This window comes from Candidatus Peregrinibacteria bacterium, assembly GCA_016220175.1.
In the GTDB taxonomy this organism is placed as follows: domain Bacteria; phylum Patescibacteriota; class Gracilibacteria; order CAIRYL01; family CAIRYL01; genus JACRHZ01.
Map to the genome: position 1 here is coordinate 1 of JACRHZ010000034.1, position 13,991 is coordinate 13,991.

At 38.2% G+C, this 13,991-nt stretch carries 14 protein-coding genes; 7 read left to right on the forward strand and 7 right to left on the reverse strand.

Annotation, left to right across the window (positions count from 1 at the left end; all coding sequences use genetic code 11):
- Positions 1 to 213 precede the first annotated feature (213 nt).
- The 3 genes from HZA38_03200 (at position 214) to HZA38_03210 (ending at position 3,876) form a co-directional block, all read left to right on the forward strand.
- On the forward strand, positions 214 to 849 hold the full coding sequence (locus tag HZA38_03200; protein ID MBI5414498.1) for a hypothetical protein: 636 nt from the start codon (positions 214 to 216) through the stop codon (positions 847 to 849).
- Positions 850 to 920: 71 nt separating this feature from the next.
- Positions 921 to 2,708, forward strand: coding sequence for an arginine--tRNA ligase (gene argS, locus HZA38_03205; GenBank protein ID MBI5414499.1), 1,788 nt, complete (start codon positions 921 to 923; stop codon positions 2,706 to 2,708).
- 166 nt (positions 2,709 to 2,874) lie between these two features.
- Positions 2,875 to 3,876 (forward strand): class I SAM-dependent methyltransferase, encoded by a 1,002-nt coding sequence (locus HZA38_03210; GenBank protein ID MBI5414500.1) that lies wholly within the window; start codon positions 2,875 to 2,877, stop codon positions 3,874 to 3,876.
- A 397-nt stretch (positions 3,877 to 4,273) separates the two neighbouring features.
- Here HZA38_03210 and argH read toward each other — a convergent pair whose 3' ends face one another.
- From argH to argF, 3 genes are all read right to left on the reverse strand, one after another.
- A complete protein-coding gene (gene argH / locus HZA38_03215) occupies positions 4,274 to 5,566 on the reverse strand; it encodes an argininosuccinate lyase (protein ID MBI5414501.1) in 1,293 nt (430 codons plus the stop codon).
- Between the two features lie 78 nt (positions 5,567 to 5,644).
- Positions 5,645 to 6,910: an argininosuccinate synthase gene (locus tag HZA38_03220; protein MBI5414502.1), complete on the reverse strand. Its 1,266-nt coding sequence runs from the start codon at positions 6,908 to 6,910 to the stop codon at positions 5,645 to 5,647.
- Positions 6,911 to 6,927: 17 nt separating this feature from the next.
- A complete protein-coding gene (argF, locus tag HZA38_03225) occupies positions 6,928 to 7,863 on the reverse strand; it encodes an ornithine carbamoyltransferase (GenBank protein MBI5414503.1) in 936 nt (311 codons plus the stop codon).
- 152 nt (positions 7,864 to 8,015) lie between these two features.
- On the opposite strand from argF, the gene HZA38_03230 reads away from it, so the two are divergent.
- Positions 8,016 to 8,183: a hypothetical protein gene (locus HZA38_03230; GenBank protein MBI5414504.1), complete on the forward strand. Its 168-nt coding sequence runs from the start codon at positions 8,016 to 8,018 to the stop codon at positions 8,181 to 8,183.
- 165 nt (positions 8,184 to 8,348) lie between these two features.
- Here HZA38_03230 and HZA38_03235 read toward each other — a convergent pair whose 3' ends face one another.
- The 4 genes from HZA38_03235 to HZA38_03250 are packed head-to-tail and all read right to left on the reverse strand — an operon-like array spanning position 8,349 to position 11,346.
- Positions 8,349 to 9,353: a pyridoxal-phosphate dependent enzyme gene (locus HZA38_03235; GenBank protein ID MBI5414505.1), complete on the reverse strand. Its 1,005-nt coding sequence runs from the start codon at positions 9,351 to 9,353 to the stop codon at positions 8,349 to 8,351.
- Positions 9,317 to 10,333: a hypothetical protein gene (locus HZA38_03240; protein MBI5414506.1), complete on the reverse strand. Its 1,017-nt coding sequence runs from the start codon at positions 10,331 to 10,333 to the stop codon at positions 9,317 to 9,319. The genes HZA38_03235 and HZA38_03240 overlap by 37 nt, the downstream gene beginning before the upstream one ends.
- A gap of 26 nt (positions 10,334 to 10,359) precedes the next feature.
- Entirely contained in the window at positions 10,360 to 10,989 is a 630-nt protein-coding gene (locus tag HZA38_03245; GenBank protein ID MBI5414507.1) for a LysE family transporter, read from the reverse strand.
- 54 nt (positions 10,990 to 11,043) lie between these two features.
- Complete coding sequence (locus HZA38_03250; protein ID MBI5414508.1) at positions 11,044 to 11,346, reverse strand: hypothetical protein; 303 nt, start codon at positions 11,344 to 11,346, stop codon at positions 11,044 to 11,046.
- Between HZA38_03250 and HZA38_03255 the strand changes: the two genes are divergently transcribed.
- The 3 genes from HZA38_03255 to HZA38_03265 all read left to right on the forward strand — a co-directional run bounded on the left by HZA38_03255 (position 11,345) and on the right by HZA38_03265 (position 13,842).
- Positions 11,345 to 12,121, forward strand: a complete 777-nt coding sequence (locus tag HZA38_03255; protein MBI5414509.1) for a class I SAM-dependent methyltransferase — start codon at positions 11,345 to 11,347, stop codon at positions 12,119 to 12,121. The two genes, HZA38_03250 and HZA38_03255, sit on opposite strands and share 2 nt — an antisense overlap.
- A gap of 102 nt (positions 12,122 to 12,223) precedes the next feature.
- A complete protein-coding gene (locus HZA38_03260; GenBank protein ID MBI5414510.1) occupies positions 12,224 to 12,484 on the forward strand; it encodes a hypothetical protein in 261 nt (86 codons plus the stop codon).
- Complete coding sequence (locus tag HZA38_03265; protein MBI5414511.1) at positions 12,475 to 13,842, forward strand: anthranilate synthase component I family protein; 1,368 nt, start codon at positions 12,475 to 12,477, stop codon at positions 13,840 to 13,842. The genes HZA38_03260 and HZA38_03265 overlap by 10 nt, the downstream gene beginning before the upstream one ends.
- The last annotated feature ends 149 nt before the right edge of the window (positions 13,843 to 13,991 follow it).

The following is a 13,991-nucleotide window of genomic DNA, read 5'->3' on the forward strand; positions in this document are numbered from 1 at the left end:
AAGCCACAATCAAAAGGCGCATAGCTTTGTGGCAGGGGCTGAGAAACTTTGATAGAATAGGGATACAGTGGACATTCACAAAAGAAAAGGCAGATCAAAAAATGAGTCAGCACTACATCTGAAAATTAATTTGTCATAATACTAGATATAGTCGCTTTACGAGACAGTGCAATTTTACGAAGATTTTTAGAGGAAAATGGCTTCTATCTGAGGGTGCCGCATCAGGTAAACGTATCTGCTTTAGATACTGATACTCTTGCACAACATGGAATTCAAGTTTCAAAAAATATGCGAATTATGGACGTAGCAAATAGTGGTTCAAGTTTTTATAGTTGTACTCTTAATGGGCAATCTCTTGAACAATTTGTAGGACGACTCCGACAAATCTGCGATGGTTTGACTGGCATTGTTTTAAATGAACTCTATGCCTGGAACAACGCGGTTCCCGAGCGAATTGAGAAGTCCATTCCAATTCATTTTCGACTTGATCTCTACGGTTTTTTAGAAACCAATGTTGAAATCGGCATTAATTTGTCAGCTGATGGAATGATTGATCTGTTTTGTCGTCATCCATTAAGTAATGCTAACGCACCTTGGAATCGTCTTTGCACATTAGATGGAGTAAGTGGAAGGCAAAATTGCTCCGCTGGTCTTGCTGTAGCTCTTGCGCCTCATGAAGTTCAAAGTACACAAATTCTCTCTCTTATCGATTTGCTTCAAAAAGGTATTACGGTGATACGAGAACTTATTGGGAAAATAATTGGTACTGAGAAGAGCAGGAAAATTTCAAATGCTCCTCAACTTGTCCAAATGGGGAGAAATGTTGTTCCTCTTCCACAATCTTCTTGAGAAAATGAACAGATTCAAATTGAGTTTTTCCATATTTTTCGTCATACTGCACTCGATATTTCCCATCTTTTGTGAGTAAAAAAGACAGTCTTCAAAAATACATGGCAAAAATAGAAGATGTCCTAAAAAAGACTCTTCAGGAATTACAGTTTCCAAAAATTGAAATTCAGCTCGAACATCCCAAAGAAGAATCGCATGGTGATTATTCGGCGAATGTAGCCTTTCTCCTCAGCAAAGAACTCAAAAAATCACCACTTAAAATTGCCGATGAAATAGTGAAAAAAATGAAGAAGCCTGATTTTATTTCGGATATTTCTGTTGCTGCTCCGGGATTTATCAATTTTACTTTTGCGCCAGAAGTTTTTCTCGAAGAATTACAATCCATTGATGAAAAGTATGGATCGAGTGAATGGGGGAAAGGCAAAAAATGGAGTATTGAACACACTTCTCCAAATCCGAATAAGGCGATGCACATTGGTCATCTCAGAAATAATGTCATTGGAATGTCTCTCTCAAAAATTTGGGAATACATCGGAATTGAAATCGTCGTTGATTGCATGGACAATAACCGTGGAATTGCCATCACGAAACTTATGTGGGGATTTTTAAAATTTGCTCATAAAAATTCTGAGGAAAAAACAGATATTTCGTATTGGTATGGTCATAAGGACGAATGGAATACTCCTGAATCGCTTGGAGTTCGCCCGGATAAATTTGTTGACGACCTCTATGTGAAAGGCGCAGGAGACTTTTCTTCGAGTAAAGAGTCTGAAACGATCGTTCGTCAAATGGTCGTTGATTGGGAGGCAAAGGACAAAAAAACATGGGCGCTGTGGGAACTTGTTCTGAAATATTCATATCAGGGACAACAGATGACACTTCAGCGACTGGGAAATAGATGGGATAAAATTTGGCATGAACACGAACACTATCAAGAAGGAAAAGATTTTGTTGAAGAAGGTCTCAAAAAAGGAATTTTTCGAAAATTAGAAGATGGTGTTATTCTCACAAATCTCGAAAAAGATTACGATCTCGCAGATACTGTGGTCATAAAATCAGACGGAACATCTCTCTACATTACTCAAGATTTATCGCTGACAAAAATCAAAAAAGATACTTTTCGAGCTGACAAAATGTTTTGGGTTATCGGTCCTGAACAATCGCTTGCGCTCAAACAAATGTTTGCTGTGTGTGAACAACTCGGAATCGGAAAAGTGGAGGACTTTACCCATCTTTCTTATGGCTGGATGAGCATTAAAGGACAAGAAAAGATGAGCTCACGTCTCGGAAATGTTATTTATATTGACGATTTGGTGGACATCGCAAAAGAGGGAGTTTTGGAGAAAATGAAAGAAAGCAATTTTCCTCCTGAGGAACGAAACCAGATCGCAGAAAAAGTCGCCCTCGCTGCGGTAAAATATAGCATTCTCAAAGTGGGGCGAACGATGAATATTGAGTTCGATATGGAAAGTTCGATTTCATTTGAAGGAAATTCAGGACCGTATATTCAGTACACGTTTGTTCGAACAAAAAGTATTTTGAAGCGTCTCGAAACAAAATTCGATCACACAAATGTGAATATTGCCCATTTTGAAAAACAAGAAATTGATATTTTGAGGTGGGTGTATCGATTCGGAGAAGTCGTGGAAGAAGCGGCAAAAAATTATTCTCCGCATCTTCTTTGTACGTATCTCTTCGAGCTCGCGAAGAGATATAACGCGCTCTATAATGAACTTCAGATTTTGAAAGAAGAAGACGAGCAAAAACGAAATTTGAGGCTGCTCATCACGGAAAAAGTGGGAATAATTTTGAAGAAAGGAATGGAGCTTTTGAATATTGAGATGCCGGAAAGGATGTGAGGAAACGGAGGAGGTTTTGCGAGAAATATCTTTTGACAAAAATATAAATAGTGATATTATAACACCTCTTTTGTCCACGAGTCACCCGTCCTCGGGTCACCGAGGGGCGACTCTTGGTGAAGTGTGCAATATCCAAATATAGAATAATTCCTTACTATTATAAACTATGGAAATAAAGTATACAGAATCTTCTTCGCGAAAAGAATGGACAGACCCAAAAATCTTTGATGAGTTTGAATCTTTTAGAGGAATTGTGAGAGACGCGACTAAACAAGTTGTTACTCATGTTTTTCAAGAACACGTACTATCTGGTAGCAGAATATTAGAGCTTGGTAGTGGAGTTGGAGAGTTACTTAAGTTGATACCACCTGAACACTTGCCAAACATTGTCGGTGTTGAACAAAGTTTGGGATCCCTTCAACGATTAAAGCAAGTTAATCCAAATGCAAAGGTAGCTGTAGGCAGCATTTTAAGAATTCCCATAGCAGACGTATCAGTTGACACTGTAGCCTCTTTTTCTGTTTTCGATACTATTGCCGATCTTGATGAAGCTTGTAAACAAACGAGAAGAGTATTAAAAGCTAATGGAGTTTTTGTTCACTTTCTTGATTTACAACCTCATAGTAGTGTTTTAATGGAAGGGTTTCCTCCTGATGTTATCGCTTTCCCTAATGTGGCAAAAAAAGCAGTTCCTGGGATTAGGCAAAATACGATTGACGGATATCAATTGGTAAAAAGTAAAGATTATTCAGGCCTAAGAAGTTCACTACATCCGTATAAGAGACAATTATTTGATGCGTATCAAAAAAATCCAAGAGATACTTTTATGAGTCTATATGATACAAGAAAAGGTATCTTGGCTGTTATGGCAATTGATGTCATGAATAGCAATTTAGTAGATGAAATTATACCCACTTTCAGGGAGGCCTTTAATAGAAAACTTGCTATTGCTTTAAGAAATAACGGTTTTATTGTTGACTTTCAAGGTGACCAATCAGCTACGACTATTTCGCCAAGAACTGAACAAGCAAAAAGTCAAAGAAATTTTAATGATTTTCATAATGAAGTTGGAGCTTTGCATACATTTTGGAAACCTGAGTTATGTTTATCAGATGATATGATACAAGTTACATCAACACTCAGTGTAACAATCGCTCGTAAAACTTAAGAAAACGCTGATAAATAAAGCTTCTGGAATCCAACAATTTTTCCTTAACATTTCCTCTTGACTTCCCTATTCTTGTCAAAGTCTTTTGGACTTCGACACAAAAAAACGGCGAAGTGCAAAACACTTCGCCGAGCGTAGGGACTTCTCAATATTGAGATGCCGGAGAGGATGTGATGAAATGCGAAGCATTTCATCATCCCCGCGAAAGCGGGGATCTCAATATTCACCATTTTGGAAGATATCCGAGATCTTTTTTTTGTTGATATGTAGAGACAAGGCAATGCCTTGTCTCTACATATCGATTATGCACTCACAAATTTCTCCACGAGTCACCCGTCCTCGGGTGACCTCGGGTCGCCCCAGGAGGGGCGACTCCTGTTATATGCACGAAGTGTCCCTACATTTTTTCAATCATCTTTTTATACCACTCCAATTGCGCATTCCCCGGCGCTCCCAAACTTATTTTTGATCGTATATTTTCCTGAAGATTTATTTTCTGTGTTCCGATTTTCTGCATCGCCATTTTGTACGCGTCTCGAAATGGGATTTTTTTCTCTTTCACGAGATCGTTTGCGATATCGGCTGCGAAAATTCCTGAACTAATTTTTTGTTCAATATTTTTCTGATTCGGTTTGAGATGAGTGAGCGCAAGAGAAACGAATTCTAAACTGTTGGAAACAATCGTCAGTGATTCCAGCAGTGGCTTTTTGATGAGCTGAAAATCACGATTGTATCCCGTGAAAGAATTTTGTGAAATTCCCTGAATTGCATGTTGATTCCCAATGACGACACTCGTGAATCCGCGAAGAATTTCAAATCCGTCCGGATTCCGTTTTTGCGGCATCATGCTTGAACCGGTTGTAATGGCATCATCGAGTAAAAAATATTGAAGTTCATCCATGGAAAAATAGCATATATCATTGGCAAACTTTCCGAGGGTCAACATGAGCTGAACGAGTGCGTCCATTGTGAAGAGTTCGAACTTCCCTCGACTGAGTTGAGTAGAAAGAGAATTGAGCTGAATTTTTTCAAATCCAAGTTCCTTCGTGGTCATTTCTCGATCAAGTGGAAATGAAGAGCCATATCCGGCTCCAGTTCCAAGTGGATTTTGGCTCGTTTGTTTTTTTGCAAACTTCAAATATTCATAATCATTCAGCAAAAGTTCTGTGTATCCGAGAAAATAGTGATCAATGCTCGAAAGCATTGCCTCACGAGTATGTGAATATCCGGGAAATGGAGTTCCCTGATATTTTTCTGCAAAATTGACGAAGCCTCCCGACACTTTTTTCAGCTTTCTTAAAATTTCCGTAAGTTTCTGAATCATCAGAAGCCTCAGCGCAACGAGGACTTGATCATTTCGACTTCGTCCGGTATGAATTTTTTTTGCAGTCTCACCGCAAATTTTGATCATTTCATTTTCAATAATGGTATGGCAATCTTCATCTTCGGAGAGAATTGTAATTTTCCCAGCTTCATATTTCTTCAAGAGTTTTTCAAATCCTGAGAGCAATTTTTTAAGTTCGGACTTTGAAAGAATTCCAATTTTTTGAAGCATTTTTACATGGAGAGTGCTCGCCTTGACGTCGAAAGGGAACAGTTCGAGATCGAAAATGGGATCAGTGCCCGTAGTATATTTTTGAAAAAAAGGATTTGGTGCGCCGGTGTGTGATTTTTTCCACAATTGAGACATAAAGGGAAAATAAAATGATAATGAAACAATGATATTGCATGGTAGAGACGCGATTAATCGCGTCTCTACAACATAAAATTATTTCGACGCATTCTGTTCTTTCACCTTGTGCGCAAGACGCATTTGTCCAGTGTAAATAGAAATAAATCCAGCGGAACAATTTTGATTGAAAGCAGTGTTTTTGTAAAATGTAGAAAGATTTTTGTCGTACAGCGCATACGGAGATTCAAGCGCGACAATTTCGCATGTACCTTTATAAATTTTAACCGTGACCTTTCCATTCACTTTTTCATTTACGCTGTCGATATATGCGTTCAAATGATTCATAAGCGGATGATAATAGAGCGCTCCGTATGCCATATATGCCCACTTTTGATCGATGTGTTCTTTGTATTCATTCTCATCACGGGAGCAGACAAGCATTTCTAAAGATTTGTGCGCTTTGATGAGAATTTCAGCGGCAGGCTGTTCATATACTTCTCTCACCTTGAGTCCCACGAGACGATCTTCGATGCAGTGGTGAACTCCAATTGAGTGTGTTGCTCCAATTTTCAAAAGCTTCATAATAATTTTTGCGAGCGATATTTTTTCACTATTAAGAGAAACAGGAATTCCTTTTTCAAATGTGATTTCTATAAACTCTGGAGTATCAGGAGCTTTTTCTGGAGGATTACAAATTCTCAGCATTTCAGAGAGTGGAGGAATTTTTTCCAAATCTTCCGTGACTCCTCCTTCAATGCAATTTCCCCACATATTTTCGTCGTACGAATAAATTTTATTTTCGCTCTGAACTGTTTCAATTCCATGTTTTTTCGCATATTTCAGCTCTTCATCCCTTCCCATGCTCCATTCCCTTACTGGGGCAATAATTTTGATGTCGGGAGCAAATGTGAGCAAATATCCTTCAAAACGCACTTGATCATTTCCTTTTCCTGTACAGCCGTGTGCGACTGCATCAACTTTAAGTTCCTCAGCAATCTCCGCCATTTTTTTGGAAATACTTGCTCTTCCGAGAGGACAGGAAATAAAATACTCATTTTGATATTTTGCATTAGCTTTTATCGCTTTCGAGAGCACTTCATTTGCAAACGCGTCTTTGTGATCGATCACAATTGCTTTTTTCGCACCAAATTTCAGCGCTTTTTTTTGAACGGCAACAAGATCGTCAGAGGTTTGTCCAATGTCAAATGTGACGGTGTATACATCGACATTATATTCATCTTGAAGCCATTTTAAAATTACGGAAGTATCGAGTCCTCCGGAATACATGAGGGCTACGGATTTCACTTCGCCTTTTTTCGCTTCATAGGAAGCGACTTTTTGATACAAAGTATTTGATTGCATAGAGAAAAATAAAAGAATTAAATATAAAAAGTAAGGAGAGACTTTGCGATGTGGAGTCTGCACTCCGCTTCATCGAATACAATGGATTGAGGAGAATCAATCACTTCATCGGTAACTTCCTCTCCTCTGTGCGCTGGCAAATTGTGCATAAAAATGGCATCTGTTTTTGCCGATTTCAGAAGTTTCATGTCGACCTGATATTTTGAAAAGGCTTTGAATCTTTTCTCCTTTTCATCTTCCTGTCCCATAGAAATAAAAGTATCAGTGTAGACAACATCAGCATTCACCACGGCTTCATATGGATCTTCCAATTGTTCCAAAGAAGAGTCATTTTCACTCGCATATTTTTTTGCTCCAATGAAATATTTCGATGGGATTTCATATCCCTTTGGACTCGCAATGGCAAAATTAATGCCCATAATCGCGCAAATTTCCATGAGAGAAGTGGCCACATTATTTCCATCTCCAATGAAAACAACTTTGCACTCTTGATAATTCTTCTTGTGCCACATAATCGCCATGAGATCCGCAAGCGCTTGGGTCGGATGGTGCTCATCACACAGAGCATTTATCACTGGTTTTTGGGTAGAATCCGCAATGGTGATGATAGTTTGATGACTATACACTCTCGCCAAAATAAGGTCGGCAAAGCGCTCTAAATTTTTGGCAATATCTGAAAGAGATTCCCTCCCTTTTTCATTATTTCCGCTTTGGAGAATTTGCGAACTGCTGAGGAAACTTGAGATTCCTCCAAGGGCGGCAGTTGCAACTTCAAACGCAACTTTTGTTCTCAGGGAAGGTTTTTCAAAAATCATAGCAACGACTTTTCCCTTGAGAACTGGATCGAGGGGAATATGGAGATCTGACTTTTGCTTAAATTCAAATGCTTTTTGAATGATTTTTTGGATTTCATGTTTTTCCAAGTCAGTGATTTTGGTGAGATCTTTTTTCATAAAATTTCATAAAATAAAAAAACTTCCAGAAAAATTTTCCAGAAGCTTGTAAAAATTCGGCAACACTATTTTTCAGCATCGCCGGAGCTCCTGGAGTTTCCAGTATCGTCGAATCAATCGTCGGAGTGTAGATAAGTGAGAAATATTCATGCGTGCATTTAGAAAGAAAAATCTACAAAAAAAAGACTTCTGAAATTTCCAGAAGTCTCGTTATTTTTCATGCAAATCAGCGCATCAACGAACCTTCTGGAATGACCAGTTTTGTCGTCGATTTTGCCGAACAGTGGTACAATAATTTTTCATCGCGGCAACTCTACTAGTTTTAGAGCCAGTTTGTCAATTATATTGTTAAAAAAATACTTGTTAAAAAATATTATTTTCTAAATTCAGAAAAAGCTTAATTTCTTTTTTCTCTTTCAATATAAATATTTTTCTACTTTAGATGATATAAGGTAGGTGTTAAAAAACAATTTCAAAAGTTGGAATCAGGTTGTGGTAATTTTCAATAATTTTTTGGACATTTTTTGTCCTGAACCAGTTAATATGCTAACAATGTTTCCATCAGGCAAACATCTTTCTTTGTTGAGCTTTCTTAGTGCTGCAATCACACATGCAGAACTGGGTTCCACAAAGATGCCTTCTTGAAGCAAGTCGTATAAAGCAGGAAGAATTGATTCCTCTTCTATTTCTACGATTTTTCCATTGGTTGCCTTTAGTGCTGCAATACACTTTTCTGAACAATATGCTTTTTGCGCAGCCATTCCTGCATCAGCGATAGATATCGGTCTTTCTTTAATTTCAATAGAATCTCTTCCTTGTCTTATTGCTTCAGCAACGGGGGCAAAATTCATGACTTCGACGCCAATGAGTTGAGGATACTTTTTGATACAGCCTTCCTTTTTTAACTTTTCTAATCCTTTGAACACGCCAGAGAGAAGAGACCCATTCCCAACAGGCATTACTATAATATCTGCCAATACCCCGTCAGAATAAATTTCGTTTAGGAGAGGTACATTGCCCAATTCTCTACCGTAATACTGACCAGAGGTAATGTTAATAGCATTCGAAATTGGATTTTGAACTAACCACTCATAACTTTCTTTATAATAACCTGGAATTACATGCAATATTCCACCTAAGAGTTGGATAAGTTCCCGCTTCTCTTGAGCAATCTTTTCTGAGACTATGCAGTGAACTTCAACATCAAAATGTTTTCCATACAAACAGGCTGAAATGGCAGCATTTCCAGATGATGCGATACTGACAGACTTTTTTACGTTCTGCCTCTTGAGTCTATTGAATACATAAACAGATTCACGATCTTTAAACGAGCCTGAGGGATTTAAACCTTCATTTTTCAGCCACAGGTTTTTGATCCCCAGTTCTTTAGCAATATATTTAGATCGTATTATTGGGGTGTTCCCTTCTCCTAAAATGTGAATATATTTTTTCTTCATGATCTTTTTCTTATCAATGGCAAAGTACAGCATCTAAAACTCCCTCCTGTTTTTGGGGCTTCGTCAAATTCCAATGGAATTACTTCTAATCCTAAATCATTGAGTATTCGATTAATTCGTTTTGCAATGTCTCTTGTGATGACACAGACTGGAGATAGAGACAAAACATTTGTTCCCAATTCCATTTGTTCTTTTTTTGTTACTTCAATCCAGTGATAATTTTCGATTATTTCTCTTCGAATTGTTTGAAATCCATCAGGATAAATCAATGCATGGCGTCTTCCAACGGGTACAAATGCACAATCAAGATGCAAACAATCTTCGCCATCACTTAAACTTTTCAGTGGCACGGGGATGGTTTGAAAATCACTGCCCTGTAGTTGAGATTTTAGCCATTCGAATCCAAGCATTGTTGTTCGCTGACTGATTCCAACAAATACATATCCTTTGTCTACTATAATATCTCCGCCCTCGATAACAATAGAATCTGGGACATGAATGACACGATTAAAATTTTTTATTAATTCACCTATTCCATGCCATTCATTTTTTCTACTTTCTTTCGCCATGCTCGACCTAAAGAATTTATTACCAATTACAAAGCCGATATCCCTTGGTGTAAACTGATCTGCTACACGGCAAGGCTGGGGTCTGTGCACTCTAATACCATTGTTTTCCATCGTTTTTTGAAAGATGTTGAATTCTGGTTTTGCTTTTTCTGCAGTTGGTTTGTTTGGTGAGTTATAGAATGCCTCCTGTGTTACATTTACAATTTCCACAATAGATGGATCTCGGTGAAAATTGTCAGGATAACCCAGGACAACTTCTTTTAGAGTTTTAGTTTCACTGTCACAGTAGGTACTTATCCTTTTTGTTGTTTTCATAACTAAACAGATGAATATATAAAAAGCTTCTGAAAATTTTCCAGAAGCTTGTAAAAATTCGGCAATACAATTTTCAGCATCGCCGGAGCTTCTCAAGGAACCAGAATCGTCGAATTTGTCGTCGAACATGCAAGAGTGGCAGAAACATCGAGAAATTATAAAATGTAAGAAATTGTTTTATACCCAAAATATATTCCAAAGCTCAGCAGAAATATTCCTGATCCCTTTGAAAAATAGAGGAAAAATTTTTGCGACAGGTGAGTTTTTCCGATATCAGATATTTTAGAGAGGCAAATATCCCACAAAAAAATGCCAAGAATAATTGAGAAGATATGAAAAATAAGAGGTTCCTTTCCGGAAATAACGTTCTGTGATGCAGAAATTACAGCCAGAATTCCCATCCAGGAAATGTAGGAAAGAGGGTTTGAAAGCACCAAAAGGAGTCCAATCAAAAAAGAGCCTTTGTGTCCCTGATCAGAGGCATGTTTGCCATTGATTGGTGGAAGAGAAAGAGATGTGCGAATGTTTTGTATTCCCAGATACCAGAGGAGAATTGTTCCAAAAATAAGAAGGAAAATGTGGAATGCGGACATCTGAAAAATTGAAGCAAATCCGAGAAAGCTTAAAAAAAGAAGAATTGCATCAGCAAGAAGAGTTCCGAGACTTACCAGGAGGGCCGAAAAAAATCCATCCTTGAGCCCCTGCCTCATGATGGTGAGAAAAACAGGTCCGGGTGATGTGGCAAGTGTAAAGCCGAGAAGAAAACTGGTAATGTATGGAATCATCGAAGAAAAAATATTTAAAAAAACTTCTGAATCCTCCAGAAGTCTCGTTATTTTTTATGCAAATTCTCGCGCATCAACGAACCTTCTGGAATATCCAGTTTTGTCGTCGATTCTGCCGAGCGGTGATGCGGTGTTTTTCCATCGCGCGCACTCTATCAATTTTAAGGTCATTTTGTCAAATTTTTTGGAAAAAGATCCATATCCTGTCGGAGCGTTTCGACAGAATCGTATTTTTCTAAAATACAGTTTAAAAGCCAGTAAAACAATGATTTTTTCATAAAAAAATTCTTCTCTTTTTGCAATAAAAAAATATGAAGATATACTCGCAAACATAATTCCTTTTTCTCCCGTTTCCATGATTCTCACAAAAACCACCACAATTTCTTCAGTGTCTTCCACCACTGTTCATCTCGAAGAATATCAAAATGACAATGTAAAAAAGACATTTGATCCTGACTGTATGCCGATTATTCTGCAGGATGCTGTCGAAAAAGAATGGCAATTTCTCAATGCACTTCCTTGGGAAGGGAAAACAATTCTTGATATTGGTGTCGGACAGGGACGACATGCTCTCAAATATGCACCTCAGTCAGAAAAATATATCGGAGTTGATATTGCAGAAGATATGATCAATACAACAAGAAAAAGTGCTGAGAAACATGGGATTCAGAATATATACCTCATTCATTCCGATGCGGAATTTTTGGATGATGTCCCTGGAGATTCCGTCGATCGTGTGCTCTGCATGTATTTTACAGCGGGGAATTTTCGAAAAGACAATTTCAATGTCGCCAAATATGAAAAGGGAGAAATCACAAAAAATGAAAAATTTATTGCAATTCTTCGCCATATGTATCGCATTTTGAAAAAAGGGAGCATATATCTTACGGTGTATAAACAGTGCACAGCGACAAAGAACATGCAGTTTGAATTTTACTCAAAAACAGGTCAACACATTCTCAATGCTCATACGAACGATCCTTTTATGGCGACAAAAGAAGGATTTTGGTCTCTTCGCTTTACCAAGGAGCTTATGCTCGGGAATTTGGCGCATGTGGGAATTCGTCCAGATCAAGTCGTATTTCATGATCTCAATGAGATTTCGTGGATTGTGGAGATAAGCAAGCAGTAAGCAGTAAGCGGTCAGCAATCAGTAAAAGCAATTCACGAATTGTTCCTTTTCTTTTCATAATGGACACTTCTGCCTATACTAGTGTCGTATTTTTTTGCATGCATGAATCTCGAGAAAGAAATCCAAAAACTTCAAGATCGAAATACACGCGTTGAACTCGACAAAGCGTGGGAAATTTCGTTTACGAGAAGATTTCTAATTTTTGGGATCACATTTTTGTCGGTTTTCCTCTTTGTCCTTGTTTCTGGAATATATCGAGATGTGCGATCTGCAGCATTTTCATCGCTTATTCCTGCTTCCGCATTTCTCCTTTCTATGTTGGCATTTCCGACACTTCGTAAATTTTGGGAACAATGGAAGTAGAAAAACAATTTTTTTGGCGAAATATTCCGTGGATTTCTCCGCTTCCTCTCTTAAAATCTCTCCAAAATCAGCGTGAGCATCCCATGCTCTTTTTTTCAGCGAAATCACTTCCAGAAAAGAACGGAGGGAGATTTTCATTTCTCCTTTTTTCTCCGGAAGAAACTCTTTTTTCCAGAGCAAAAACGGATTTTCTCGGGCTTTTGGAAAAGAAATTAGGAAAAAGAAGAGAAATTCCAGAAAATGCACCAGAGGCATTTCGCCATTTTTGTGGAGGTCTTGCCGGAACTCTGAGTTATGATTTTGGACATGAACTTGAAAATTTTACGAAAAATAAAATTCAAAACACCTCATTTCCGACAGGACTTTTTCAAATATTTGAGCACCTTGTGGTATTTGATCATCTCCATGAAAGCGCTTTTGTCGGAGGATGGTTTGAAAAAGAAATTTCGGCAGATGTCTCTTTCCAGAATTTTCGTGATCGGCACATCACTGTTGATGCGTTTTTGAGCGAAGAAAATCCTCATATTCCGTATCATGTTTTTGTGCCCGAAATCACAGATGTAGAGTATAAAGACGCCTTTTATAAAATACAGAACGAACTTGAAAATGGAAATACATTTCAAGCGAATTTCTCTCAACAATGGGCGTCAGAAACGAATCTCTCGAGCCAAGAAATTTTTGAAATTCTTGTTCAAAAAAATGCCGCGCCCATGATGTTTTTTCTCGAGCATGAAAATCTTTCGGTCATTTCTTGTTCTCCAGAACGCCTTTTTTCTCTTCATAACGGGAAAATATTTACGCAACCAATTGCGGGAACTCGAAGAAGGGGAATTCATCAAGAAGAAGATCAGGAACTCGAAAAAGACCTTCTCAAAAATTCAAAAGAACTCGCGGAACATTCCATGCTCGTCGATCTTCTCAGGAATGATTTTGGCCGTGTTGCGGAATTTGGGACAGTGCATGTCGACGAATTTGCTCGAGTCGAGCGTTATGCGTCTGTAATGCATTTGGTTTCTGATATTTCTGCGAAACTTGCTCCCGAAAAAACGGTTTTTGATATTGTGAAGGCAGTTTTTCCCGGAGGAACAATTACCGGAGCGCCTAAAGTGGAGACAATGGATATTTTGGGACGACTCGAAAAATCTTCACGAGGAGTGTACTCAGGAAGCGCCGGCTATTTTTCTTTCAATGGAAATGCGGATTTTAATATTCTCATTCGCACAATTCAAAAAATAGGGAAGAGTATGGAAGTCAGAGCTGGAGGCGGAATTGTCGTTGATTCTGATGCGGAAATGGAGTATTTGGAATCGATTCAAAAGGCGATGGGAGTCATCGGAGCGCTGGGGGAAATCAATTAGTCAATTAGGAATTACGAATGGCTTTGTTGCACAAATAAATTGTACGGGAATAGGAGTATGTCTAAGATGAGGAGGAACAATAACCTCTTTCAAAATGAAAAAGAAATCCTCACTTAGACAGAGATATCGTATCGCAAATTGGAAAGAGT

Bases quoted from the DNA above. Each gene is read 5' to 3' on its own strand.
- HZA38_03255 (MBI5414509.1), top strand. From the start codon at position 11,345: ATGATTCTCACAAAAACCACCACAATTTCTTCAGTGTCTTCCACCACT.
- HZA38_03210 (MBI5414500.1), top strand. From the start codon at position 2,875: ATGGAAATAAAGTATACAGAATCTTCTTCGCGAAAAGAATGGACAGAC.
- argH (MBI5414501.1), bottom strand. From the start codon at position 5,566: ATGTCTCAATTGTGGAAAAAATCACACACCGGCGCACCAAATCCTTTT.
- HZA38_03240 (MBI5414506.1), bottom strand. From the start codon at position 10,333: ATGTTCGACGACAAATTCGACGATTCTGGTTCCTTGAGAAGCTCCGGC.
- HZA38_03265 (MBI5414511.1), top strand. From the start codon at position 12,475: ATGGAAGTAGAAAAACAATTTTTTTGGCGAAATATTCCGTGGATTTCT.
- HZA38_03235 (MBI5414505.1), bottom strand. From the start codon at position 9,353: ATGCTGTACTTTGCCATTGATAAGAAAAAGATCATGAAGAAAAAATAT.
- HZA38_03260 (MBI5414510.1), top strand. From the start codon at position 12,224: ATGAATCTCGAGAAAGAAATCCAAAAACTTCAAGATCGAAATACACGC.
- HZA38_03250 (MBI5414508.1), bottom strand. From the start codon at position 11,346: ATGGAAACGGGAGAAAAAGGAATTATGTTTGCGAGTATATCTTCATAT.
- HZA38_03220 (MBI5414502.1), bottom strand. From the start codon at position 6,910: ATGCAATCAAATACTTTGTATCAAAAAGTCGCTTCCTATGAAGCGAAA.
- HZA38_03245 (MBI5414507.1), bottom strand. From the start codon at position 10,989: ATGATTCCATACATTACCAGTTTTCTTCTCGGCTTTACACTTGCCACA.
- argF (MBI5414503.1), bottom strand. From the start codon at position 7,863: ATGAAAAAAGATCTCACCAAAATCACTGACTTGGAAAAACATGAAATC.